20 protein-coding genes and 1 pseudogene are annotated in these 23,647 nt (G+C 58.3%); 14 read left to right on the top strand and 7 right to left on the bottom strand.

From position 1 onward, the window contains the following. The first annotated feature begins 141 nt into the window (after nt 1-141). The 5 genes from P6U28_RS40425 (at nt 142) to P6U28_RS40445 (ending at nt 6,452) form a co-directional block, all read left to right on the top strand. Nucleotides 142-1,158 (top strand): ornithine cyclodeaminase family protein, encoded by a 1,017-nt coding sequence (locus tag P6U28_RS40425; RefSeq protein WP_407123262.1) that lies wholly within the window; start codon nt 142-144, stop codon nt 1,156-1,158. Nucleotides 1,159-1,232: 74 nt separating this feature from the next. After that, nucleotides 1,233-2,249 (top strand): dihydrodipicolinate synthase family protein, encoded by a 1,017-nt coding sequence (locus P6U28_RS40430; protein WP_407123263.1) that lies wholly within the window; start codon nt 1,233-1,235, stop codon nt 2,247-2,249. Nucleotides 2,250-2,261: 12 nt separating this feature from the next. Beyond that, nucleotides 2,262-3,713: an NAD-dependent succinate-semialdehyde dehydrogenase gene (locus tag P6U28_RS40435; protein ID WP_407123264.1), complete on the top strand. Its 1,452-nt coding sequence runs from the start codon at nt 2,262-2,264 to the stop codon at nt 3,711-3,713. A 215-nt stretch (nt 3,714-3,928) separates the two neighbouring features. Next, a complete protein-coding gene (locus P6U28_RS40440; RefSeq protein WP_407123265.1) occupies nt 3,929-5,062 on the top strand; it encodes an FAD-dependent oxidoreductase in 1,134 nt (377 codons plus the stop codon). A gap of 184 nt (nt 5,063-5,246) precedes the next feature. Then, a complete protein-coding gene (locus P6U28_RS40445; protein ID WP_407123266.1) occupies nt 5,247-6,452 on the top strand; it encodes an MFS transporter in 1,206 nt (401 codons plus the stop codon). Between the two features lie 368 nt (nt 6,453-6,820). Here the strand turns inward: P6U28_RS40445 and P6U28_RS40450 are convergent, their stop codons facing one another. After that, nucleotides 6,821-7,615: a helix-turn-helix transcriptional regulator gene (locus tag P6U28_RS40450; RefSeq protein WP_407123267.1), complete on the bottom strand. Its 795-nt coding sequence runs from the start codon at nt 7,613-7,615 to the stop codon at nt 6,821-6,823. 155 nt (nt 7,616-7,770) lie between these two features. Between P6U28_RS40450 and P6U28_RS40455 the strand changes: the two genes are divergently transcribed. Then, nucleotides 7,771-8,994 carry an MFS transporter gene (locus P6U28_RS40455; RefSeq protein WP_407123268.1) on the top strand — a complete coding sequence of 408 codons (1,224 nt, stop codon included), beginning with the start codon at nt 7,771-7,773 and terminating at the stop codon, nt 8,992-8,994. Between the two features lie 86 nt (nt 8,995-9,080). After that, nucleotides 9,081-9,566, top strand: a complete 486-nt coding sequence (locus tag P6U28_RS40460) for a PaaI family thioesterase (protein ID WP_407123269.1) — start codon at nt 9,081-9,083, stop codon at nt 9,564-9,566. A gap of 21 nt (nt 9,567-9,587) precedes the next feature. On the opposite strand, the gene P6U28_RS40465 is transcribed toward P6U28_RS40460, so the two are convergent. Next, complete coding sequence (locus P6U28_RS40465; RefSeq protein WP_407123270.1) at nt 9,588-10,349, bottom strand: TetR/AcrR family transcriptional regulator; 762 nt, start codon at nt 10,347-10,349, stop codon at nt 9,588-9,590. Nucleotides 10,350-10,447: 98 nt separating this feature from the next. Between P6U28_RS40465 and P6U28_RS40470 the strand changes: the two genes are divergently transcribed. The 3 genes from P6U28_RS40470 to P6U28_RS40480 all read left to right on the top strand — a co-directional run bounded on the left by P6U28_RS40470 (nt 10,448) and on the right by P6U28_RS40480 (nt 12,953). Further along, nucleotides 10,448-11,446: a fumarylacetoacetate hydrolase family protein gene (locus P6U28_RS40470; protein WP_407123271.1), complete on the top strand. Its 999-nt coding sequence runs from the start codon at nt 10,448-10,450 to the stop codon at nt 11,444-11,446. Between the two features lie 77 nt (nt 11,447-11,523). Then, nucleotides 11,524-12,057: a cupin domain-containing protein gene (locus P6U28_RS40475; RefSeq protein ID WP_407123272.1), complete on the top strand. Its 534-nt coding sequence runs from the start codon at nt 11,524-11,526 to the stop codon at nt 12,055-12,057. Nucleotides 12,058-12,074: 17 nt separating this feature from the next. Beyond that, nucleotides 12,075-12,953 carry a 3-keto-5-aminohexanoate cleavage protein gene (locus P6U28_RS40480; RefSeq protein ID WP_407123273.1) on the top strand — a complete coding sequence of 293 codons (879 nt, stop codon included), beginning with the start codon at nt 12,075-12,077 and terminating at the stop codon, nt 12,951-12,953. An 898-nt stretch (nt 12,954-13,851) separates the two neighbouring features. Here P6U28_RS40480 and P6U28_RS40485 read toward each other — a convergent pair. Then, on the bottom strand, nt 13,852-14,430 hold the full coding sequence (locus P6U28_RS40485) for a TetR/AcrR family transcriptional regulator (protein ID WP_407123274.1): 579 nt from the start codon (nt 14,428-14,430) through the stop codon (nt 13,852-13,854). Nucleotides 14,431-14,667: 237 nt separating this feature from the next. Here P6U28_RS40485 and P6U28_RS40490 point away from each other — a divergent pair, with 237 nt between their 5' ends. The 4 genes from P6U28_RS40490 (at nt 14,668) to P6U28_RS40505 (ending at nt 19,788) form a co-directional block, all read left to right on the top strand. Then, entirely contained in the window at nt 14,668-15,816 is a 1,149-nt protein-coding gene (locus P6U28_RS40490) for an ABC transporter substrate-binding protein (RefSeq protein ID WP_407123275.1), read from the top strand. Nucleotides 15,817-15,842: 26 nt separating this feature from the next. Continuing rightward, nucleotides 15,843-17,168 carry an aminomethyl transferase family protein gene (locus tag P6U28_RS40495; RefSeq protein WP_407123276.1) on the top strand — a complete coding sequence of 442 codons (1,326 nt, stop codon included), beginning with the start codon at nt 15,843-15,845 and terminating at the stop codon, nt 17,166-17,168. A gap of 100 nt (nt 17,169-17,268) precedes the next feature. Further along, a complete protein-coding gene (locus tag P6U28_RS40500) occupies nt 17,269-18,825 on the top strand; it encodes an acyl-CoA synthetase (protein ID WP_407123277.1) in 1,557 nt (518 codons plus the stop codon). Nucleotides 18,826-19,629: 804 nt separating this feature from the next. Next, entirely contained in the window at nt 19,630-19,788 is a 159-nt protein-coding gene (locus P6U28_RS40505; protein WP_407123278.1) for an NAD(P)-dependent oxidoreductase, read from the top strand. A 280-nt stretch (nt 19,789-20,068) separates the two neighbouring features. Here P6U28_RS40505 and P6U28_RS40510 read toward each other — a convergent pair whose 3' ends face one another. From P6U28_RS40510 to P6U28_RS40525, 4 genes and pseudogenes are all read right to left on the bottom strand, one after another. Then, a complete protein-coding gene (locus P6U28_RS40510) occupies nt 20,069-20,965 on the bottom strand; it encodes a hypothetical protein (RefSeq protein ID WP_407123279.1) in 897 nt (298 codons plus the stop codon). 59 nt (nt 20,966-21,024) lie between these two features. Continuing rightward, nucleotides 21,025-21,759, bottom strand: a complete 735-nt coding sequence (locus P6U28_RS40515; RefSeq protein ID WP_407123280.1) for an amino acid ABC transporter ATP-binding protein — start codon at nt 21,757-21,759, stop codon at nt 21,025-21,027. After that, nucleotides 21,743-22,117, bottom strand: a pseudogene (locus tag P6U28_RS40520) (amino acid ABC transporter permease); the annotation flags it as partial. The pseudogene P6U28_RS40520 and the gene P6U28_RS40515, both read right to left, overlap by 17 nt. Before the next feature lie 372 nt (nt 22,118-22,489). Continuing rightward, nucleotides 22,490-23,473, bottom strand: coding sequence for a Bug family tripartite tricarboxylate transporter substrate binding protein (locus P6U28_RS40525; protein WP_407123281.1), 984 nt, complete (start codon nt 23,471-23,473; stop codon nt 22,490-22,492). Nucleotides 23,474-23,647: the final 174 nt, after the last annotated feature.

Consider the following 23,647-nt stretch of genomic DNA (forward strand, 5'->3'; position numbering starts at 1 on the left):
AAGCCCACATTGCAACCTCCTAGGGCCCGGCCAGCGCGCTGGGCCGATCCCCTAAGCTATTCACAATCAGGCCTCGACACAGATTGGTTCATTGACTCTGCCAGATTGGTCGACTATTGATCGATATTGGGTGGATATTGGTTGACCAAGGATGGTGCCGTGGCTATATCTAACAAAGCCGTGAGCTTTGTCTCGGCTTCAGCGGTTTCGGAAATCCTGGATTGGAGACAGGTCATTGAAAGCCTCTCGCAGGCCTATTCCGTTGCGCATGGGCCGATGGTCAGTCCGCTTCGCACCGTGGCGCGGAATGGCCGCGTCTGGTTGCGAAGCCTGTCTGCGATTCCGCCGGGCGCACGCTTCATGGGTGGCAAGCTGTTCGGCATGGGGCCTAAGCCCGCGATCAATTATCTGATCCCTTTGTTCGAACAGGAAACCGGCGAGCTCCGTGCCCTTGTTGATGGAGCCTTCATCACCAGTTTCCGTACCGCCTCGACATCGGCGGCAGCACTTGAGGTGCTGGCGCCGAAAGACGAATTGATCGTTGGGGTCATAGGTAGCGGCCAAGAAGCCGCGGCGCACGCGCGTGCGATTCACGCCATCCGCAAGATCCGTGAGCTGCGTATCTTTAGCCCAACGCCGGCCAGCAGGGCCCGCTTTGCAGACGCATTTCAGGCAGAAACCGGCGTTCGCTGCCTGGCGACAGATACTGCTGAGGATGCCGTGAGACCGGCGACGCTCGCTGTTGCGGCCGCGCGCTCGCGGGATGAGTCGCCCATCCTCTACGGCGATTGGCTGGATAACTGCCGGGCCGTCGTCTCGGTCGGCTCCACAGTCCCCGAGCAGCGTGAAATCGACACCAGCGTGGTCGCGCGCTGCGATCTCATCGTATGCGACGTGCTTGACGAGGTGATGCACGAGACCGGTGACATGATCGCTGCGAAGGAGGCCGGCGTCAGCTTCGAGCACAAATGCGTGTCGCTCAACGAGCTCCTGTGCGGAACGATCGAGGACAGGGTCAAGGCCGCGCGCATGCCTATGTTCAAGAGCGTCGGCGCCGGTATCCAGGACATCGTCTGCGCCGAGCTTGCATATGAGCTCGCCAGCAAGGCCGATCGCCTGGTGACGTTGCCGATCGAATTCTACAGAAAAACAATCTAAGTCGCAGACCTGCGTTCGGTTAGCCGACCGCAGAGACTGACGGTTGCATATTCGCCAGCCCGAGGGAGAGAAAAGTGGCATCCTATTCGAAAAGCGAGACGCGCGCCTGGACGCGCGAAAGAATGGTCGGCGCCGTAAATTGCACGATTCCCTCCTTCACGAGCGATCTGAACGGCATCAATGAAAAGGCGATCCGTCACGATGTCGCGCTCGCCAAGGAGCACGGCTTTGTCGGTTCGCTGGCCATTGGTGAGGTCAATATCACGCTGCGTGAATATCTCGATTTCGTCCGGATCATGAAGGAGGAGGCCGGCAAGGACTTCTACGTCATGCACCATGCGAGCTGGAATACGCTCGGGCAGAACATCGAGGCCGCCAAGCTCGCTGAACGAGCCGGAGCAGACTACGTGCTGCTGACCTATCCTGCCAATTTTTATCCGCAATCCGAAGAGGACATCTTCCAATACACCAAGGCGTTCTGCGATGCGACCAATCTCGGCGTGCTCCTGTTTCCGATGGCAATCTGGGGATTCTCCCGCCTGCATCCGGCTGACATTTCGTCGAAACTGATCCGGCGCTTGCTCGATGCCTGTCCCAACATTGGCGCGATCAAGGCGGAAGGTGGTCACCCCTCGATCATGAGCGTGATCGAATGCCATCGCCTCTTTGGCCAAGAGGTGGTCATCTCGATGCCCCTAGAGTGGGATCTCATCCCGCTATCCCAGCTCTTTCCAATCCAGCTTTCCGCCACCTCCGACCATGAGTTCTGGGGACCATTGATTCCAAGGGTCATGAAGCTTCTGCGCGAGGGCAAATATGACGAGGCAACCGAGATCTACTGGCGCATGCATCCCGCCCGCAAGGTCAAGAACCAGATGACCCAGTCGATGACGGGCTCCTTCATGTTGAACCGCATGCAGTGGAAATTCCAGGGGTGGTTGCAGGGCTACAATGGCGGTCCGCTCCGCGCGCCGACGCCCCGGCTGCACGAAAATCACATGCTTGCACTTCGGAATGCTCAGAAGGCCTCGGGTCTCAATCCCAGCGAAGACCCGTTCCATGAATTCTTCATTGGCCGCAATCCCTCCTGACCAGGCGATGACATGACGATTTCGAGTAAGTATCAGTCCGGAAGCCATCCGATCCTGATTGGAGAGTGGCGTGATGGCGAGGCCGGTGCGACGATCGAGGTCCGAAATCCCTCGAACGACGAAGTGATCGCCCAGGTGGCCAATGCCAGCGTCGCCGATGCGCTGGCCGCGGTCGACGCTGCCGCGGCCGCTGCGCCAGCTTGGGCGGCCACCTCTCCGCGGCAGAGGGCCGAAATCCTGCGCAGATGCTTCGAACTGATGATCGAAGAGGAGAGGGAGCTGGCGCGCCTGATCTCGCTCGAAAACGGTAAGGCTTACCCGGACGCGCTCGGGGAAGTGCGCTACGCCGCTGAGTTCTTCCGCTGGTATAGCGAGGAAACGCCAAGGATCATCGGAGAGATGAGCCTGGCGCCTTCGGGGCAGAACCATATTCTGGTATCCTATGAGCCCGTCGGCATTGCCGTGCTGGTAACGCCGTGGAATTTTCCCGCAGCCATGGCGACGCGCAAGATGGCGCCCGCTCTCGCCGCCGGCTGCACCTGCGTCCTCAAGCCTGCCACGGAAACACCTCTGACTGCGCTCGCAGTCGCGGAAATCATGCTTAAAGCGGGCGTCCCGAAGGGCGCGATCAACGTGATCGTAACCTCCCAGTCTGGTAAGGCGGTCAGCGCCGTGTTGCATGACCCGAGAGTGCGGACCGTCTCGTTCACGGGCTCGACCGAAGTCGGTCGCGTCCTCCTCAAGGAAGCCGCCGATCAGGTGCTGACGAGCTCGATGGAGCTTGGCGGCAATGCTCCGTTTCTCGTTTGCCGCGACGCTAACCTCACTGACGCCCTCGATGGCGCCATGGTGGCGAAGATGCGCAACGGCGGAGAGGCGTGCACGGCGGCAAACAGATTCTACGTCTCGCGCAACCTCTATGAGGGCTTCACCGAAGGGCTGGCCAAAAGAATGGCGGCACTCAAGATCGGCGACGGGGTCGACGAGGACACTCAGCTTGGCCCCATGGTGAATGCCGAAGCGGTGGTCAAGATCGACGAGCTTGTGCGGGATGCTGTCGCGCGCGGCGCGCGCATTGTAACGGGTGGGCACCGGCTCAATCGTCCCGGCCATTTCTATGCCCCCACTGTGCTCGCCGATGTGCCGGAAGATGCAAATATTCTGAAACACGAAATCTTTGGCCCCGTCGCACCAATCGTTCCCTTCGACGATGAGGCGCGCGCCGTGAAGCTCGCCAACGATACGGACTTCGGGCTGATCTCTTACGTTTATACCGAGGATCTGAAGCGCGGCTTACGCCTGTGCGGGCAGATGCAGAGCGGTATGGTCGCGCTCAACAGGGGACTGGCATCCGACCCTGCCGCGCCGTTCGGTGGCTGCAAAGCAAGCGGTCTTGGTCGCGAGGGTTCGACTGAAGGCATCAAGGAATATCTTGAAACCAAGTACATCGCAGTTTCGCTGTAACGAACGATGGAGAGATGATGACTGTTCAGTAGGCGAGTCGGATTGACCTCGGCGACGCCGCTGAAATCGACGTGAGGGTCAGCGTCCCGCTGAATGTTGCGGCCAAGAGCAGGTTTAACTGCCGACCGAACACCAGCCCTTTGGGTAGATACGCATTGGCGGTCTGCACGGAGGCGCAGGTCGCCATTTAAGATGAAAAAGAAGAAGGAGGAAACATGACCGCGGTGAATAAGGTTATCGTCGTGGGTGGCGGAATTGGCGGCTTGACGGTCGCCCATGCGCTTCAGCGGATAGGCGTAGCCACCAGAGTCATTGAAATAGGCGATAAGCACGACCGGATTGGTACCGGCATCACGCTGCTCGGGAATGCCTTGCGGGCACTCTCCGAATTGGGGTTGGTAGAAGCCTGTCTTGAAGGCGGCTACGGTTGGGACGTTGTCTCCGTGCGTGATGCTGGCGGAAATATCCTGAGCGAGCAGTCTTCACCGCGGATTTGGAATCCCGATCGTCCAGCTGCACTGGGGATCATGCGGCCGCGCCTAGGGCAGGTCCTTGAAGAATTCGCAACGAACAGTGGCGCGAGGATCGACTTCAAGACAACGATCACTCGGATTGATCAGGACGACGACGGGGTTACGGTTCAACTCTCTAACGGCGATGTCGATCGGGCCGACCTTCTGATCGCGGCAGATGGTGTCTATTCCAAATCCCGCCAGAAGATCTTCGGCGAAGACTTCAAGACGCATTATGCCGGGCAAGGAGTGTGGCGTTACACGGTTCCTCGCACCGACGCTATCAATGGCTTCGTCATATATCGTGCTCCGACAGGCAGAATGGTGGGCGCCCTGCCGCTATCGAAGGAATTGTGCTATCTTTTCTCCTTAGAAAGCACGGATGAAAAGCTTCGCATTCCGAAAAATCAAGTATGCGACTATCTCCGTAATCTTCTCGCTCCATTTACAGCGCCCGAATTGGTCGAGGCTGCCAAGATGATCGGCGAGGACAAACACATAAGCTACCGCCCATTTGATGTCTTGATGATGCCAGCGCCGTGGCACCGCGGCCGCGTCGTGCTGCTGGGCGACGCGGCGCATTCACTAACGCCGCAGATGACATCCGGCGGTGGTATGGCAATCGAGGATGCGCTGGTTCTGTCTCAGGAACTGAATCGGCATAACGATTTGGAGACTGCGCTCGACGCCTACAGTCACCGGCGTGAGCAAAGGGTCAGGCGCGTATACGATACCGGATACGCGATTTGCCAGGAAGAACGAAAACCGGAGCATGGCCGGGAATATGCTTTGGGTCTTCTTCGCGACGGCTACGCTTTTCTGGCTTCGCCCGTTTGAGGTGGGACGGAGTGCCGACAGATGGCGCAGAGACAGAATCGCCTCGGATGGTCGCGGAACCTCGTGGACTGCGAATCAGCGCAATGAATGCGTCTATCTAGACGCGATCGAATGCATCTGCCAGTTGCCAAAGGCAACAATGATAACTCAAGCCCGATCGGAAACACTACTAGAGGAGGAATGAATGACGAGACAAGCGGGGTCGTTGCAGGGATGGATTTTGACTTCTTCTCCGTGGATGACCGTGTTTGGAGTTGTTCTGCTATCGCCGGTTCTGCCGTTCATGATGAAAGATTTTGCGCATCTTCCGAATGCCCAGGTTTTGGTTACGATCGTGCTTGCCGGACCAGCAGTCATCATAGCGCTTCTTTCACCCTTTGTCGGAGTTCTGGTGAGGCGTTTCGGACGCAAGAACTCCTTGGTGGCAGCCATCATCGTCTACGCGATCGCTGGATCCGCACCGGTATGGCTCAATGACATCTATTACATCATCGCAAGCCGCATGGTCGTCGGCGCTTCAGAGGCGATATTGACCGCGGTCGCGACCGTGTTGACGGTAGACTACTTCTCCGGGCGCGCTCGCGAGGGATGGTTAGCGTTCCAGTTCGGCTCCGCATCGGTGATTGCGGTGATCGCATTCGGCCTCGGGGGTGCCTTGGGCGGATTGGCATGGGGATGGCATACGCCGTTTCTCGTCTACGGCTTCATGATCGTGCTGCTGCCGCTTTTCATTTTTTTCCTCTGGGAGCCGGCGAACCCGATCGATCAGTTCAGCGAGGCGGCCCAAGGCTCGAAATCATTTCCCTGGAGGCAGATCGCGCCGCTCTGGTTGATGACCATGGTCGCCTCCATCGCCTTCTACGTAGTGCCGGTCCAGCTCAGCTTCATTCTCAATTCTCGTGGACTTTTGACCCCCGAAAGTATCGGTATCGCGAGCGCCATCGCCAATCTCGGCGTTCCACTCGGGTCCTACCTCTTCCAGGCCTTTGCGCGTCAACGCGTGATGCGTTTGTTGAGCTGCGGTTGGGTGTTGCTTGCAGGCGGATTCGCGCTCGTTTCGGCGGCTTCGACCCCGCCGATCACAGTCGTCGGAGCGTTTATCGCCTGTGTCGGTGGAGGCCTTGTGATCCCGCTCCATCTAACATGGATCATGTCCAGGCTCCCTTTCGAACAGCGCGGGTTGGGTTCTGGCGGATTCGCGGGCGCATTCTATATCGGTCAGTTCTTCAGCCCGATCATTGCTGGCATCCTTGCCGCGGGCGCAGGTGGGCTTGACGCTGCTGTAGGCATATTGGGCTGGGTCGCTGGGGCGGCCACGCTCATCATTCTTGTTTGCAGCCTGACCCCGTTGGGCGGAAACATCAGGCTAGAACTGGCAGAAGCAAAGTAGATGAACACGGGGTCGATGGCTCATTCCCATTCGCGATCGGGTGGACGCCGGTCAAGCCCACCACTTCCGCGTATTGCGTGCGCCCTGTCACCGTCAAGCAGGACGTCTGCGGAAGTATGCGATGTCATGAATGTCACAGACTGCTCGCTTTCGCGGCTGACCTAAACCGATGTTTCTGCGCAAGGATGCGCCGTTGGGCACATCGGCTGAGGGCCAGATTTATTGGCGGAGAAACATCGCTATCCTGATCAAACCAATTCTGGCGGCGCCAAAGCGATCATTAATAGATAGGCGCAGGCCAAAGGTCGGCGTAGCCGATGAGGCCTTCAACATTTGTCGTGGATGCCAAATATCCAGGATCGTTGCCTTCACTGCCGCACGAACTGAGGCGAAGCCAGTCGCAGCACGATTGCGAACAGTTCGTTCTGCGAGGAGATGCCAAGCTTGCCGTATGCGCGCTTGCGGTACGTCAGCACGGTTTGCAGGCCGATCCCTAGATCGGCCGAAATCGTCTCCGAGCCGAGGCCGGACAAGATGCGCACGCAAACCTCCTTTTCGCGAGGCGTGAGCCGGATGAGGGGCGGGCGCGAGAATAGCGCCTCGAGTCTTTGGAATGGATCCTCGTCTAGCAGACTTTCGCCCTGAAAATGGCGGGCCACGGCCGCGGCGACCGTCGGCGTAATGCGGGACAGACGCCCGACTTGGTCTTGGGTAAAAGGGCCCCGTTTCCTGGTCCTATAGAGGTTGACGTAGAAGCAGGAATAATCAACCCATATCGCGGCTGCAACTTTGTCGACGATGCCGGCATCTTCAAAAAACATCTTGGCGTAATTCGCATTGTACATCCTGCGAGAGAATGCCGGAAGCAGGATGGGAAAAGCGCTCGCTGCTTTGCCAAAGATCACATCTCGATTGGGATCCGCGAGATGAAAGTGGTCGGCATAGGCAGCTCCAAGCTCGCCGGCGATAGAAACGCTGCCGATGTCAAGCTGCGGCCGGACTGAACGCTCACCATGGAAGGCGAACACCATGCAGTGGTCGACACCTGCGATGCGCGACAATGCATCCATCAACGCACAGGAAAAGGCAGGCCGCCCGATCGCAAGTACGGCAGCCGTGACGTCACTCAAGTCTTCCGTCTCCGAGAGCCGGAGGGTTTGCATGGCTTCCTCCTCTGTTTTTTGAGCGCGCCTGGGCTTCGGTACCCGACAGCACAAGCAAGGCGTCTTGACGCGCCAGTTTCGAAACGATACGGTTAGTAACTAAAACAAGCAAGAACAAGAGTTGATGTGGGAGTCGACGCGAGGGAGGAATAACCGTGAGCGACGATGTTGGGTCACCAAGCGAGCTTTGGCGCGGCCGCAAGCTGATTGCAGGCTGCATGCTCGGCATGATGATGAGCGTCTCATCGATCTATTTCTACACGTCCGGGCTGTTTCTTAAGCCCATCGCAGCCGAATTCGGCTGGACGCGCGGGATGGCATCCCTAGGGCCGCTGGTCGGTATTCTGGTGATCGGTATCGCCAGTCCCTTTGCCGGCCGTCTGGTTGACCGCTTTGGCGCCTTCCGGATGGCGCTGCTCTCGGCAGGCGGCCTAGCGGTCTCGTTCCTGCTGCTGGCAATGGCGACCGCAGGTCTGGCGAGCTTCCTTGCCCTGACGCTTCTTCTGGCCGTTCTCGGCAGCGCGACCACACCGGTGTCTTACGGACGCATGGTCGTCGGCAATTTTCCAAGGCGCCTGGGGCTCGTCTATGGGATCGTGTATTGCGGCCCGGGCCTTGGCGCGCTTCTGTTTCCCTCGCTCGTCGGACCTCTTCTCGGTGCCTACGGCTGGCGCGGCGCTTACCTCGGCCTGGCCCTTTTGACCCTGGGAACGATCCCGACCATAGCTCTGTTGCTGAGGAACCAGAACAGCAGCGAAAGGGCTGAGTCAAGCCGGACGCAGCGGAATTGGGCACTCTATGCGGACCGTCGCTTCATGTTGCTTGCCGCCATTTTCCTGTTGGCCTCGACCGGGATCTTCGGAACAATCGTCCATTTCGTCCCGATGCTCACGGATCGTGGCATTGCGCCAGCGACAGCAGCCAAACTGGCCGGGCTGATCGGATTTGCCGTTATTGTCGGCCGCTTGATCACTGGATTTCTGCTCGATACCGTCGAGACTAATCTGCTTGCGGCCAGCATTTTTCTGCTGTCGGCCTGCGGGGTGCTGATGCTGGCCTCGGGCAATTCGGATCTGATCCTGCCGGGCACCTTGGCGATGGGGTTCACTATCGGCTCGGAGTTCGATCTAGCGCTTTTCCTGGTCGGCAGGCGCTTTCCTCCGGCGCACTTCAGCACCTTATTCGGCGGAATCTATCTGGCAGTGTCGATCGGCGGGGGCGGGGGACCCATTCTGGCTGGCGTGCTCTTTGACGCGGCCGGCAACTACCTGCCATGGTTCGTGGTCGGCGCAGGATGTCTACTGGTTTCCGCTCTTCTCTGCCTCATTGGCCGTCTCGCGGTGTTCCGAGATCAGTCGGTCGCACCACACACCGCTTAATGTTGCACAGTCTTTCGCCGACCGGTGATCATCACATTCCCTAGAGCCACCGCGGCCTAGCACTCCGAAATGGACCGTAACACTTCATGAATCTGGATCAGCAGTTCCTGCGTCAGCATGAAAAGGGCAGTGGTCTGCCCATCGCGGTCAACTCGACCGCGCTGGCGACATCCCTGGAGACCAAGCTGGAGGTGATCGATCTCTCAGGACCTCGCCTTGAGTTGTCATTCAAGGTAGGCACGCACTTCTTGCAGGCCGAGGACGTCGTTCACGGCGGGGCGCTCACGACAATGCTGGACTTTGCCATGGCCTATGCCGCGCTGCTGGCGATCCCCGACGGGCTTTCCGTTGCAACCATAAATATGAATGTCGCCTATCTCAGATCGGCAAAAATCGGCGGATACCGCGCGCTTGCGGAAATCGAGCGCTGCGGAAAAAACGTGGTCTTTGCCCGCGCTCAGCTTCAGGACCGTGACAAAAGAGCCATCGCAACGGCGACCTCCTCGCTTGCAATCGTGAGGCCCAGGCGCAAGCTCGCCATGAGCGGGGTTGCTGGCGCCGAGCCCGTGTGAGGAATGCGGGATCGCTACAGGCTATTTTTTGCCCTTCGGCCGGGCCCGTTTGGATTTTGGATCGCTCGAGAACAAGGTTTCCACGCTTCCGCAAAGCATCTCGATAAACTGCTCATTCAGCGGCTCACCAAAGATCAAGCGGCGATAAATCGGCGAGTACAGCATCTCGACGGCCCACGCCGCATCGACATCGGACCTGAACAGTCCATCGCGCTGGCCTCGCTCGAACGTCTCCTGGACCAAGCGCCGGCGGTTCTTGGCAAATCGCTCGTTGAATTCCGCCAGCAGCGCGTTGTTGTCGTGGCCCTCGCATAGAATCTGCACGACAAGCTTGCCGGCGCGGCCAGCGAAATAATGGACGAGCGAGGTGAGATGACGTTTGATGGCCGTCCGCGGATCGACGGCCGTCGGCATCGGCGTGTTGCTGAAATGCGATTCCATGAATGCATCAATCACCAGTGCGCCCTTACCCTCCCACCAGCGATAGATTGTCGCCTTCGAAACGCGCGCCTCTCGCGCTACGGCTTCGATCGCGAGGTCGGCAACGGAAGTCGTCTGCAGCAGGCTCATGGTGGCGGACAAGATAGAACGTCGCGATGCGAGATCGCGCGGCCTTCCGATCGGCCTTGCATCCGAGTTGTCCGGATCTTCGGCGAACTGTCCGCGTGCGGCTTTGGATACGCGGCGTGTTTGAATAGTTGATGCCATGAATGCTGCCGAGATCCACACAGTTTTTAACCTGACCCGTCTGCCTAGCACGGCCTCACCTCGTTCGACAAACACTTCGCGCTCACTCCGTGGGGGGAGCTAAAACTTCCAGCTTGACAGCAATGGCACAAACGATACGGTGCGTTCCGTATAACAAAAAGGGAGGAGCAACCATGAAGCTCGGACGCATTTCGGTCGACACTCCGTTCGGCCCGGTCAGCCGACTTGTCGCGGCCGAGCCTTCGAAGAGCCGGGTTGTCGATCTGGCGAGCGCGGAGGTGCTGCGCCGGCAAGCGAAGGGCGCAACCCGCGAGGCTGCCCAGCGACTCTCATCAGCGATCTTTCCTCCCAGCATGTCCGCTGCCATTGCGCTGGGTGAGGTGTTCCTGGAAACCGCGCATGAAGCGGTCACCTCGCGCGCAGACGACGCAGCAACAGCCATCTCGAACGTGAACTGGCTTAGCGCCGTCGATCCACCCGTCATTCGTGATGGCCTCACCTTCGTCACGCACATCAAACAATTCCACGAGCGTGTTGGCGTTGAACCTACCGAAGCGCTGCTCGAGATTCCCGGCTATTTCAAGGGGACGCCATTCACCGCGGTGGGGCACGATGCAGAAGTCCCGAAGCCGTTCTATACTGACTATTTCGACTATGAGCTGGAACTTGGCTATGTCGTCGGTCGCATCTGCCACAATCTGACGCCCGAAGAGGCACAAAAAGCTCTGTTCGGCGTCACGATCTTCAACGACTACAGCGCACGTGACGTTCAGAAGCTGGAGATGAAGATCGGAATGGGGCCCGGGAAGGGTAAGGATTTTGCCTTCGGGATCGGGCCCTGGATCGTGACGATGGACGAGATCGGCCGTCTTGATGATCTGGAGATGGCGGTTCGCATCAACGGCAAGGAGTGCTCTCGCGGCAACAGCAAGGAGACCATCTGGTCACCCGGCGAGTCATTGGCCTACATGTCAATCTCCGAATACGTCCAGCCAGGCGATCTGTTCGCCTCGGGCACGGTCGGCAATGGATCGGGTCTGGAGATCGGCCGCAAGCTCGAGCCCGGTGATGTGCTGGAGCTCGAAGTTTCTCGCATTGGAACGCTCCGCTCCAAGATCACCGCGCCGGAAGAGAAGCGGTGGTGGCCGGAGAAGCGCAAGAAATTCTGGTGAGGCTTGCCGTCACCTGACCGCTCCGGGTCGAAGATCGCTTCCTATACCTGAACTCGTTCGAAGCTAGAGAATTGCCCATGGCTAAGCCCGTTCGTCGTATTGTGACCGGACACGGCGAGGACGGCCGTTCCGTCATCATTTCGGATGGCGCGGCACCAAACGTTCGTGTTGTGCCTGGAACCCCGGGTCTTGCAGGTACGGTCGTTTGGGCTTGCGACAAGACACCTGCCGACCTCATGAAAGAGGCGGAAACTGCTCCCGCTGATCGCCAGCTCGCGATCGAGCCGCCACCAAGCGGCAACATCCTTCGTATTGCCGAATTTCCGCCCGATAGCCTCTACTCTCGCGAGAAGCTCGAGGAGTTCAGGCAGGGCATTGGTAGTCCTGACGCCTTCGATACCAAGGCGCGGCATTTCTTCTTCCACAAAACACATACGCTCGACTATGCGATCGTTCTGGAAGGAGAGATCTGGGCGATGCTCGATGAAGGTGAGACGCTCATGCGCGCAGGCGACGTTTTGATTCAACGCGGGACCAACCATGCATGGTCGAACCGCTCCGATCAGGTCAGCAGGGTTGCCTTCGTGCTGATCGATGGCGCACGCGAATAGCCGAGGGAGCGCATCGCATGTCCCATCCGACGATCATTACCTGCGCATTGACCGGTGCCGGTGACACGGTCGGCAAGAGTTCAGCGGTGCCCGTCACACCGAAGCAGATCGCCGATCAAGCGATCGATGCGGCCAAGGCAGGCGCAGCTGTCGTCCACATTCATGTGCGCGATCCTGCCACTGGCGCGCCGTCGGTTGAGTTCGACCTGTATGCAGATGTCGTAGACCGCATCAGGACGTCGTCGACGGATGTCGTCATCAACCTGACAAGCGGGCCGGGGTCGCTCTACACGCCAGACGGTGGTTTGTTGCTTCAGCCGGCGCCCGGGGTCAATCCACCGATGACACCGCAGCAGCGGCTCGACCATATCCTCAAGCTCAAGCCGGAAATCTGTAGCCTAGACGTTGCGACGTTGAACTTCGGTCGGATTGCGATGGTCAATCTCGTAGACGACCTCGAATTCATGGGGCGAACGATTTTCGAGGCGGGCGTCAAGCCGGAGATAGAGGTCTTCGACCTTGGACATATTCGGCTCGCCAAATATCTCTTGGAAACCGGCGTGCTGAAGGCTCCCGCCTTCTTCCAGTTTTGTCTCGGCATATCCTGGGGCGCCCCTGCCCAAGCCGACGTGCTTCAATTGATGCGCAGTCTGCTGCCGCCTGGAGCGCTCTGGAGCGCCTTCGGCATCTCGCTCGATCAGTTCAAAATCGCAGCCGCGGCCTGTGAGCTCGGAGGTCACGTCCGCGTTGGCCTCGAGGACAATCTCTACATCGCCAAGGGGAAGCTTGCGTCCAGCAACGCAGAACTTGTCGAAGAGGCGGTCCGGGTTGTAACGCGCGGCGGATCGAGGCCGGCCACTCCGACCGAGGCGAGAAGGATCTTGCTCGGCAGATAAAGCAAAAGGGGGACGTCTTGCTCGTTGAACAACGTCCAAAATCCTGTCGCTTTACTTGATCCGGAAAACTTGGAACCGATTAAACGGCGCAAGGCGATCGCAACGCTACTTCTTTCCATCAGTGTCGGGCTGATCATTCCCCACATGGCGTACCAAAGCTGTTTGGCTCGGCACAAACCTCGCTGAAGGACCCGTTGGGTGCCATAGCTGGGTCACTCGAACTGTTCTTCACGTCACGGCGCCAGCTCTTTTTGCCTGGCTGGTCGCCTGCTTGAGACTGGTAGCGCCGCTTGGTCATCATCGGCTTGGGGCCGCGCGCGTCACCTGTCTCTTCGTCGTCCAGATGATCCGCCCAACAAGCGGTTCTTCGCCAGCATGAGGTACATGCGCAAACCTCGAGAACGGCTTTCTCGTTCGTCGCGACGGGCGAGGTGATCTGACTTGTAGGCCGCATTCTCCCCCGGCTGAGCTTGAGCCTTAGTGAGGGCACCACCTGCTCTATCGACGAGCTCGCCGGCAACGAATCCATCCCGCTAGGGATCGCGATAAATGCAAGATGAACGAGTTGCTCGCTCATCCGCAGGCCCAATGACAGCAATGGCGATCCATTGCAATCAGCCTGGACGAGGACGAAGGGCGGAGGGAGTTCGAGGGGCGCGCATTCCCGATGATGAGATGAGACGCTCTCTGGCGGAGTTCAATAGTGCCTTCTCGTAAGCCCGACAGGTCCGTCGCGATCCTGCCGAGCCAAAGCGATTTGCGGCGGACATGGATCTGCTTTTGCACTCGTTTGGCCAAGGAATCGAAAGCACCGATGAGCCGCTCCGGAGCGTAAGTTGATGAAGCTCGACCTACTTCTCTCCGCTCAATCGGTCGCCGGACAATGCTTCGGTGAGGTCTATTCCGGTGGTCTGGCAGCGACACCTGTAAGAAGTATAGCGGCGTATTCATCAATGACCTGATCTATGTCAGCCGAACGTGGCCAGACATGCGCGCTGATCACCGAGTTGCAAAGGCCGAGCAGCGCGAAGGCCGCATATTCCGCGTTCAATGTCGGGCGGAACTCGCCGCTTGTCACCCCAGCGGTGAAGATGTCCTGCACGAGCTTCTGATATTCGCGCGACAACGCGACAATCCGCCGCCGCTCATCATCGGGAAGTTCGTGGCGGTGGCGCAAGAACACGCGGATATAGTCCCCATACGGCCTCTCGCGAAGCGGCGAGAGTTGAACCTGTATCGCAGCCCTGACTTTTTCCGCAGCGCTGGTGCTCTCGGCAACCGCCTTGCCGAGAGCAGCGATGAAGTTCGTTACTCCCGCCTCGCATACGGCGAAAAGCGCGGCCTCCTTGGACGGCACATAATAGTAAAGACTCGCGCTCCTCACTTGCAGAAGGTCGGCAATGTCCCGGATGCTGGACCCTTCATAGCCTCTTTCGGCAAACGCCGTCGCCGAGGCGTCGAGCACCTTCTGATACATGTGGGCCCATCGTCGCGTCGTCTTCGATTCCGTACCAAGAGGTTTGACAGCCATAGGCGACCTGTGTTTTTCTATCGACTAATCGATAGACTCGAAAAAGACTAATGCAATCAATATCTGACTGCTCAGAAGCTGTAACGCTTCGGGGCCCGTCGGGCAGGGAAGAAATAGCAGTCGGTTCCGCTCATGGCCATGACGTGCCAATGGGCGAGGCGGGAAGCATTGGGAGGACGTGCAATGAGAAAAGCATTCATCGGCGCTTGTCTGCTGGCCGTTTCTGTTCTTGCAGTGCAGCAAGCGCGCGCGGAGATCAAGGTCGGCATCGTCATCTCAGCCACCGGCCCGGGATCCGCGCTCGGGCAACCACAGCTCAAGACTGTCGCTGCGCTGCCCAAGCAAATCGGCGGCGAGAAAGTTACCTACATCACCTTGGATGACGAGTCCGACCCTACTAAGGGAGTCCAGAACGCCCGCCGCCTGGTGATCCAGGACGGCGTTGACGTGCTTGTTGGATCCTCGCTGACGCCGGTAACGATGCCGATGCTCGACATTGCGCTCGAGTCGAAGACGCCATTGCTCTCGCTTGCTGCTGCCACAGCCATCGTTCAGCCTATGGACGAGAAGCGCGCCTGGGCGTTCAAGGTCGTTCCCAATGATGATCTGATGGCGGCCGCAATTCTCAAGCATATCGCCAAATCCGGCGTGAAGACGCTCGGTTATGTCGGCGTCTCTGATGGATATGGAGAGGGATACTACAAGGAGGTAAGCCGCCTTGCTCCGACCCTGGGCCTCACGGTGACGACGCACGAAGTCTATGCGCGAGCCGACACAAGCGTCACGGGACAAGTGCTCAAGGTGATGTCGACCAATCCTGATGCGGTGTTCATTGCCTCCGCAGGTACCCCCGCCGTCTTGCCACAACAGGCCCTTCGTGAGCACGACTATGGCGGAAAGATCTTCCAAACTCACGGTGTGGCGACGGAAGAATTCATTAAGCTCGGCGGCGCGAACGTCGAGGGCGCGGTATTTGCCGGCGAAGCCTTTACCATCGCCGCCGATCTTCCATCTGGTGACCCTTTCCGTCGGGCGACGGAGGAGTTGACGGCGGCTTACGAGACAGCCAACGGGCAAAAGCCGAACCTTTTTGCGGCGCATCTGTGGGATGTCATCGCGCTGATCGGCAAAGCCGCGCCGAACGCACTGAAGGGGGCTAAACCGGGCACAGCGGAGTTTCGGGCAGCGCTTCGGGACGAGCTCGAACGCGGGCAGAACGTGTATCTCAACAATGGATTGTCCAACATGAGCAAGGCCGATCACAACGGCTACGACGAGCGCTCCGCCTTCCTGATCAAGGTCGAAGGCGGCAAGTTCCGTCTGATGCAATAGCGCCGACGCTCGTGGGAGACGAATGAATGAGCATTACCATTGAACAGCTGCGAACTGGAATTCCGTCGGTTGCAGGGTGGGGCAAGCTCGAATACACGGATTGGATCGACGAGAGTGAGTCCTGGAAGAGGGGCTGCTATCTTGGGGAATGGTCGTTTCTAGATGAACTGCACGTCTCAGGCCCCGATGCTCTGAGACTGTTCTCCGAATTTGCGGTGAACAGCTTTGCGAAGTTCGAGATCGGTCAGGCCAAGCACATCATCTGCTGCAACCACGACGGCAAGATTATCGGAGAGGGCATCTTGATGCGCCTTGGAGCCGACGAGTTCGAGTTTCAGGCGCTGGGTCCGGTTACGGCCTGGCTGGAATATCAGCTCCGGAAGGGTGGTTACAACGCCGAATGGGACTACCGCGTCAGCAAGTTCAAATTTCAGGTCCAAGGTCCCGCCTCGGTCGAAGTGCTCGAGAAGCTCGTCGGGCCGCGCCTGCGCGATGTTCGCTTCATGCACCAGCACTCGTTTGCCATTGCAGGCCATGCCACGCTCTTTCTGCGGCAAGGAATGGCCGGCGAGATCGGTTTTGAACTCCAGGGCCCGCTACCTCATGCAAACAGCGTTCGTCGAGCAATCCTGGAAGCCGGGCAGCCTGCGGGCATCCGCCGCCTCGGATCCCGCACCGCTATGATCAATCACCTGGAAGCGTGCTTCCCGACGGTGACCCATGATTATCTGCCTGCGGTTTGCGAACCGAGCGAGAGCGCGTTCTACGATGACCTTGCGGCCCGCGAGCGGCACGGCGCTTTGAACTTCAGACGCTGGACGCTGGATGGTTGCCTGAAAGCAAAGGGGAGCTTTCAGGCCGACCATGTGTCGGCTTATTATCGCAGTCCGGTGGAGCTTGGCTGGACCAGAAATATCAGGTTCGATCATGACTTCTACGGTCGAGAAGCCCTGGAGCGTGAGACTGCAGATCCACACCGCAAGATCATGACGCTGATCTGGGACGCCGAAGATTGTGAAGATGTCCAGAATTCCCTCTTCCGAGCTGATGAAGAGCCATACGATTTCATGGACATGCCACGTCAGCAGCGCTTCTGCATGGACGCCCATTCGGTGCTCGCGGGTGGACGAGAAGTCGGAGTCGCAACATCACGTAGCTTCAGCTTTACATTCCGGCAGATGATGTCTCATTGTGTGATCGATCTCGACAAAAGCGAGGTCGGCACCAAGGTCGAGGTTGTCTGGGGTAATCCTGGCAAGCGGCAAAAGCACATTCGCGCCACCGTCGCTCCATCTCCCTACAAGAAAGACAATCGACGTACAGATCTGAGAGCAGCGCAACTGGCCCCGTAGGCAGCTTCAGTCCCTTGGCTGGGCTTCCGGTCTGATCATCGCATCTAGAACTTATAACAAACCATTCGATTAGCGCGGCGACCCTCATTGAGACTTTGTCATGTATCTGACCCAGATGCTCCGAAGAGCTCTCCAGATTCAACCCCATCATCCGGCCACAGTCGATGGTCGCTGCCGGCGCACCTGGGCCGAAACAGCCGACCGGGTCTGCCGCTTGGCAGCATTTCTACAGGCAAGAGGCCTGGAGGCAGGGGACCGCGTCGCAATCGTCTCACTCAACAATCACCGGTATTTTGAGGCGTTGTTTGCCATTCCCTGGGCGGGCGGCGTTGTGGTGCCCATCAATACCAGGCTCACGGCGCCAGAGATCGAATACCTCCTCATTGATTGCGGAGCGCGGACTCTTATAGTGGATCGTCATTTTCGAGACATCATCGACGCTCTTCCTGCGGCGAAAGGGATGCAAACAATCCTGGATTTCGATAGCACGCCAGGCCAGGGCAATGTCCTTGCCTATGACGCGGTGCTCTCCGCAGTCGGGCCCGCACAGGACGCGTTGCGGGGAGGGGAGGATCTTGCCGGCATCTACTACACAGGCGGAACCACCGGCCGTCCCAAGGGCGTGATGCTGTCTCACGCCAACCTTGTTACCAATGCCATGAACATGACAATCGGCATGGGTTTCGATGGCGGGTCAGTGTATCTGCACGCAGCTCCCATGTTCCACCTGTCTGACAGTTGTTCGACATACGGCGTGACCATGCTCGGCGGCCAGCACGTTTTCATGCCGAGGTTTGAGCCGATAAGTTTCCTTCAATCCGTGCAGGCTGAGCGGGTCACCAACGTTACCCTGGTCCCGACCATGATCAACATGATCGTCCGTCACGAGCGCTTCGATCAATTCGATCTGAGCAGCTTAAGGCGCGTTTGCTTCGGAGCCGCTCCCATGTCGGATGGTCTCCTCCAGGAGGTATTGCAGCAGCTGCCGCATGTTCGATTTCAGCAAGCCTGGGGCATGACTGAACTTTCACCGATCGCAACATTGATGGATGCGAAGTTTACGACTTCTGATCATCTGCAATCAGGTCTATTGCGCTCTTGCGGACAAGCGGTTGCAACCGTTGACGTTGCGGTCATTGACGAACAGGGCAACGAAGTGCCCCGGGGCAGCATCGGAGAAATCGTCGTCCGTGGACCAACGGTGATGAAGGGCTATTGGCAGCAGCCTGATGCGACCGCAGCGGCACTTCGCGAAGGCTGGATGCATTCAGGTGACGCCGGGCGGATGGATGCAGATGGCTTCCTCTACATCGTCGATCGTCTGAAGGATATGATCGTTACGGGAGGGGAGAATGTCTATTCCGCCGAAGTCGAGAATGTGATCTCACTTATGCCCGACGTCGCCGAGGTCGCCGTCATAGGCATTCCAGATGATACTTGGGGCGAGGCGGTCCACGCTTGTGTCGTACCGCGAGCTGGTGCAAGCCTTTCTGCGGAGAACATATTGACGTTTTGCAAAGACCGTCTCGCGAATTTCAAATGTCCTCGTAGCGTCGAAGTCAGGCTCCGCCCGCTGCCGCTGTCTGGAGCTGGCAAGATTTTGAAGGCCGAGTTGCGCAAGCCGTTTTGGACCACTCGCAGCCGTGCCGTGAATTAGGTCAAAGCGCACAGTGCTGTTGGCTCACATACAGGCCGAAACGAGCAGCGGACATTGTTCCGGATAGGATGGTCGAGAATGAATTGATCGCAGCGTTCTATCGCAGCAACCCGCCAATTGACAGTTTCGGTACGCCTCGTAGCATAACTTGGAAAGGGAGCCTTTCGTGGAAAGTCGTGCAAACGGCGCGAGAAGGTGCGACGCAGACCCGCAGCGCGTCTTTTCATGAGAGAACCGCACATCAAGGTTGCATCATTCAGCTTGCAACATTTGCAGGCCGATTGACACGCTGTAGCTCGCGTTGTTCGTTCCTTTGCCCAGATGTGGAACGCCGAGCTGTCCAGCACACCATGTCTCGTGCAGCAAGCCGATATTACTGGGGTCCGCCGACCATACGTTCGGACGAAAGGCCATATTGCTGCTCAACAACGGAATGCTGCGCGTTTATGAGGCCGAGCAACGCATTTCGAAGTGCGGCCCCCTAGTCTAGCCGTGCACGGCGTCGCTCAACGCGCCACGGGTCCGACTCGAGGGAACAACCACTTCGGCGATTCGAGAGCCGGCTTTAGATATGATTTAGGCCGGTCCAGTATGATACATTGGGCGCTTGCAAAATGTCGGCTAGCCATTCAACGTTTGCTAGCTTGACCCTCCGGCTTGAGTACCCGACGCACCGCAGTCGCCGACCCAAGCGAAATTCCGCAAGTGAATTCCTGATACCGTGTCATAAGCGAGCCGGAAGATATACGAAGCCTGAAAGTGACTTTTGGCGCTTTTCAGGCTTCAGCTTTCCCAAAGGGCTACATGTCGCTTGTCACTCGAGTGAACGACCAAAAAGTAGGCCTAGTCGGAATGGGGCGGCCCGGCGCGGCGGCTGCCAAACGGCTGGCACCGTCCGATTGCGAGATCGCCTATTTCGAAGTTAGTAGCCGGTCCGATCTTCCCTATTGCGCTTATGTCTGAGCTCGTCGATTTGACGCGTCGGACCGAGTTGTTGGTCGTTACGCTCGCCGGGTGAAAGCACGAAGAGCATCACAACGCCGATGCATCTGATGCATTGGGCCGAACGGCATTCTGATCGACCGTCAAATGAAATAGCGCTTCTCCGAGCCTTGAGATTCCGAGCGAGCCTCGCCGTGTTCTGGAAGAGCCGTGGATCGATAAGCCTTTGACTCTGCTCAAGGGTCGCAAAGAGAGTACCGAAAGCCCGGCGCTGTCGCGCAACTATAAACAACCGCAGCAATCAACAAAGGGAAATCACCACAGATCCCTTCAGCTCGTCCCCAGGTCCGAGAACCACGGTCCCGGTGTCAGCACACCCCCGAGCGAGCAGGTTGAATCCGTCCGCGACGTGGCTGACGGGCTCTGCGCAAAGATGTGCCGCATCAGCCGGCCGATGCAGCACAAAATGAGAAAATGCCGGATCCGCCCGCATCTCGATCCGGTCTCCATTCGCGCGGCGAATAATGCAGATCCCGCGCCAGCCGCTGCGATAAAGCGTCACCTCACCCGACGGCAATGAACCTGCCGTTGGGCCACCAGAGTCGGCCTGCGGCAGCGAGGCCAGATAGTCCGCCGTCACCGGCCAGTCGATCGGTGCTTCAAATTCTATGTTGTCCTCGAATTGGTATTCGAAATAAGGATGCAGGCCAATCCCGCCCGGCATCGGCGTCTGCGCCTCGTTTCGAAGACTCAGGCAAAATATGGCATGCGTTTGTTCAAGATCGACCTTAAAAGTTGCGCTGAACGGCCAAGGCCATTCGGCGCCTCCCTTATACGCGTATCGCATCGTCACTTGCGATGACGTCAGTGAGGTCGTCTCCCAAGGCATCCTGTGCGCATGCCCATGCAACGTATGCGGCTGCGCGTCGGGATGGGGCGCTAGCTCGTACCGCTTACCCTGGAAAAGAAGAACCCCGTCCCTCACGCGATTGCTATAGGGGACGAGGGGATAGATACCACCCTTCGGCCAGCGCCATAACTGAGCCGGTCCTACCCCAGCCGGGAACGGGCGCAGGACCCGTCGCGGCAAGCCGCCACCGTTGCTGCTGCACAGCTCGAGAAAGGTCACGCGTCCGCCAGCGGACGCCGAGAAGCCAAGTCGAGCCGCACCGGCTATCAAGAGCGGGCTGGTGATCATACGATGCAATTCAAACCATTTGAGACAGATAGTTTGGTCGCCCTTTCGCTGCCACGGCCTTAATGCTCAGCTGATTCCGCGACGAACGCTGCCAGCTCCGGCGTCGCCGGCGTCCGCAGGATGTCCGACGATCCCATTTCGTGCACCTTGCCATCGCGCATATAAAGGACGCGGTCCGCCACCTTGCGGGCAAAGGCCATTTCATGAGTCACCAGGATCATGGTCATGCCGTCGGCTGCGAGCTGCTCCATGACACGCAGGACTTCGCCCGTAAGCTGCGGGTCGAGCGCTGAGGTCACTTCATCGAACAGCATCAACTTGGGCTCCATAGCGAGGCTGCGGGCAATTGCTACGCGCTGCTGTTGCCCACCGGAAAGCTGCTCCGGATAGCAATCCATTTTCTCCCGCAGCCCCACCTTGGCGATCACGGTATCAGCAATTTCGCGGGCCTGCCGCTGCTTCATGCCTTTTACCATGCGGGGGGCTAGCATGATGTTTTCAGCCACGGTCAGGTGTGGGAAGAGGTTGTAGCTTTGAAACACGATTCCGACGTCGCGTCTCAGCGACTTTAAGTCGATGTTGTCATCATGGAGCTCGTGGCCGCAGATCAGCATCGAACCGCCTTGGATGGTCTCCAGGCGATCCATGCAACGGAGCGCCGTGCTCTTGCCCGATCCGCTCTGGCCGATGATGGCGGCGACCTCGCCCCTGTTTACCTCAAAGGTGACACCCTTAAGGACTTCCAGCTCGCCAAAGCTCTTGCGCACGTCCTTTAGTTCAACGATTGGCGACATTGAGTTTCCTTTCGAGGGCTCTGCTTTGAACCGACAGCGGATAGCAGATCGCAAAGTACATCAGGGCAGCGATGCCGAAGTAGAGAAACGGCTCAAATGTTGCGTTGTTGATGATCTTTGCGTTGTAGGAGAGCTCGGCGTATCCGACCACAAGTGAGGCGATCGACGTGTTCTTGACGATCTGGACCAAGAAACCGACTGTTGGAGGAATGGCGATGCGCAGAGCTTGTGGCAGGATGACGGCCCTCATGCGCTGCCAGCGCGTCAGGCCGAGGCACTCTGCCGCTTCCCATTGCGGCTTCGCCACCGCCTGAATGCTGCCGCGCCAGATCTCGCCCAGATAAGCGCTGCTGTAGAGCGTGCACGGCATGTACAGACTTCAGTTTAGTCCCAAGGTTACACTCGACCATTTCTGCGAAAAGGAGGGCTCGTACTCACATCGACCATAATCAAAACCCTACGAAAACTGTCTACCGAGCGAGCTATTTACACTTGCGACAATGTTACATTGCAGTCGGATGGCGCGCCAACGTTGATGGATTTGCCTTGTTGGTTTGCTCCTTGCAGTGCTGTTAACCCAGACGTATCCGCAGGACGCCTAAAGCGATAGCCCTGCTCGACAAACGACAAGATTTATTACGCTTGCATTGGGGGAAAAGAGAAAATGCGGCCTTGCGGTGAGCCGAATAGCTAGATTGCCGCGGATAGGCTCTAGTTGTCGCGGACACTTTCAGTCCGCGTGTATGTTGGCCTTCTTGATCAAAGCTCCCCATCGCTCTCTCTCGTCTCGCATGTAGCTGGCGAACTCGTCCGGTGTGCTTTGCCTGACGTCGATACCAGCCTCCTCAAGCTTGTGCTTGACTTCCACTTGCTGAATTGCGGCTAAATAGCTCGTTCGCAGCCTTTCAACGATTTCAGGGGGAGTTCGTGCCGGGGCCACAAAGCCCTGCCAAGCCCACACCTCGAAATCGGGATATCCGCTCGCCGCCATCGTGGGCACGTGGGGAAGTCCTGCAAGCTCCTCTAAGGAGGCAACCGCCAGCGCCTTGATTCCCGGCGTGGTCAGTTGCGATCGCGCGCTGGCGAAGTCTACGAACATCAAGCCGATCTGTCCCGCCACGAGATCCTGCAGCGCGGGCGCCGCCCCGCGATAAGGCACGTGATGGAGTTCGATCTCCGCGGCCCGCGCAAAGAGCTCGGACGCCAGATGAAAGGGGGTACCGATACCGCCGCTGGCGTAGTCTATCGAGCCCGGAGACTTCTTGGCAGCTTCGACCAGTTCGGCCACCGAGTGTACATTGAGCTTGTTCGTGTTGACCAGCAGCACTACAGCGAAGCGGCCCGTCAAACTTATCGGAGCAAAATCCCTTTGCGGATCATAGGATAGCTTCTTGTATAGACTCGGATTGATGGCATAGGTGGCGACATCGCCGAGAAGCAAAGTATAGCCGTCAGGCTCTGCGTGAGACACCACTTCGGCGCCGATGATGGAGCCGGCGCCCGGGCGATTCTCCACTACAATCGTTTGACCAAGCGATTGCGCCATCGATGAGCCCACGACGCGCGCGAAGAAATCGGTTCCCCCGCCGGGCGGATACGGCACGATCAGGCGTACCGGCCGGGCGGGATAGGAGGATTGGGCAAAAGCGACCTTCGCAGAGAGGGTCCCAACTGCGAGCAAGCCCAACGTGAAGTTGCGTCGTTCCAGCTGCATTACACACTCCGAAATCCGAAGAACAAGTGTTTGCTCCTACCGGGATCATTACTAACGAGCCGCCCGCATCAGGATAAATGGCATTGTCACCCGAAGAGAATCATGGCCACGAGTCTCTACCTTGATAACTGTCGGGATCCCTGCGATCCGAATGCGCAGGGACCCGCTAGTTTT

This window comes from Bradyrhizobium sp. STM 3561 (genome assembly GCF_045571455.1).
In the GTDB taxonomy this organism is placed as follows: Bacteria; Pseudomonadota; Alphaproteobacteria; order Rhizobiales; family Xanthobacteraceae; genus Bradyrhizobium; species Bradyrhizobium vignae.

Excerpts from the sequence above, each read along its gene's own strand:
- P6U28_RS40495 (WP_407123276.1), top strand. The coding sequence starts at position 15,843 with ATGAGCATTACCATTGAACAGCTGCGAACTGGAATTCCGTCGGTTGCA.
- P6U28_RS40440 (WP_407123265.1), top strand. The coding sequence starts at position 3,929 with ATGACCGCGGTGAATAAGGTTATCGTCGTGGGTGGCGGAATTGGCGGC.
- P6U28_RS40485 (WP_407123274.1), bottom strand. The coding sequence starts at position 14,430 with ATGTATCAGAAGGTGCTCGACGCCTCGGCGACGGCGTTTGCCGAAAGA.
- P6U28_RS40435 (WP_407123264.1), top strand. The coding sequence starts at position 2,262 with ATGACGATTTCGAGTAAGTATCAGTCCGGAAGCCATCCGATCCTGATT.
- P6U28_RS40475 (WP_407123272.1), top strand. The coding sequence starts at position 11,524 with ATGGCTAAGCCCGTTCGTCGTATTGTGACCGGACACGGCGAGGACGGC.
- P6U28_RS40525 (WP_407123281.1), bottom strand. The coding sequence starts at position 23,473 with ATGCAGCTGGAACGACGCAACTTCACGTTGGGCTTGCTCGCAGTTGGG.
- P6U28_RS40470 (WP_407123271.1), top strand. The coding sequence starts at position 10,448 with ATGAAGCTCGGACGCATTTCGGTCGACACTCCGTTCGGCCCGGTCAGC.
- P6U28_RS40500 (WP_407123277.1), top strand. The coding sequence starts at position 17,269 with ATGTATCTGACCCAGATGCTCCGAAGAGCTCTCCAGATTCAACCCCAT.
- P6U28_RS40460 (WP_407123269.1), top strand. The coding sequence starts at position 9,081 with ATGAATCTGGATCAGCAGTTCCTGCGTCAGCATGAAAAGGGCAGTGGT.
- P6U28_RS40445 (WP_407123266.1), top strand. The coding sequence starts at position 5,247 with ATGACGAGACAAGCGGGGTCGTTGCAGGGATGGATTTTGACTTCTTCT.
- P6U28_RS40490 (WP_407123275.1), top strand. The coding sequence starts at position 14,668 with ATGAGAAAAGCATTCATCGGCGCTTGTCTGCTGGCCGTTTCTGTTCTT.
- P6U28_RS40510 (WP_407123279.1), bottom strand. The coding sequence starts at position 20,965 with ATGATCACCAGCCCGCTCTTGATAGCCGGTGCGGCTCGACTTGGCTTC.
- P6U28_RS40505 (WP_407123278.1), top strand. The coding sequence starts at position 19,630 with ATGTCGCTTGTCACTCGAGTGAACGACCAAAAAGTAGGCCTAGTCGGA.
- P6U28_RS40515 (WP_407123280.1), bottom strand. The coding sequence starts at position 21,759 with ATGTCGCCAATCGTTGAACTAAAGGACGTGCGCAAGAGCTTTGGCGAG.
- P6U28_RS40480 (WP_407123273.1), top strand. The coding sequence starts at position 12,075 with ATGTCCCATCCGACGATCATTACCTGCGCATTGACCGGTGCCGGTGAC.
- P6U28_RS40450 (WP_407123267.1), bottom strand. The coding sequence starts at position 7,615 with ATGCAAACCCTCCGGCTCTCGGAGACGGAAGACTTGAGTGACGTCACG.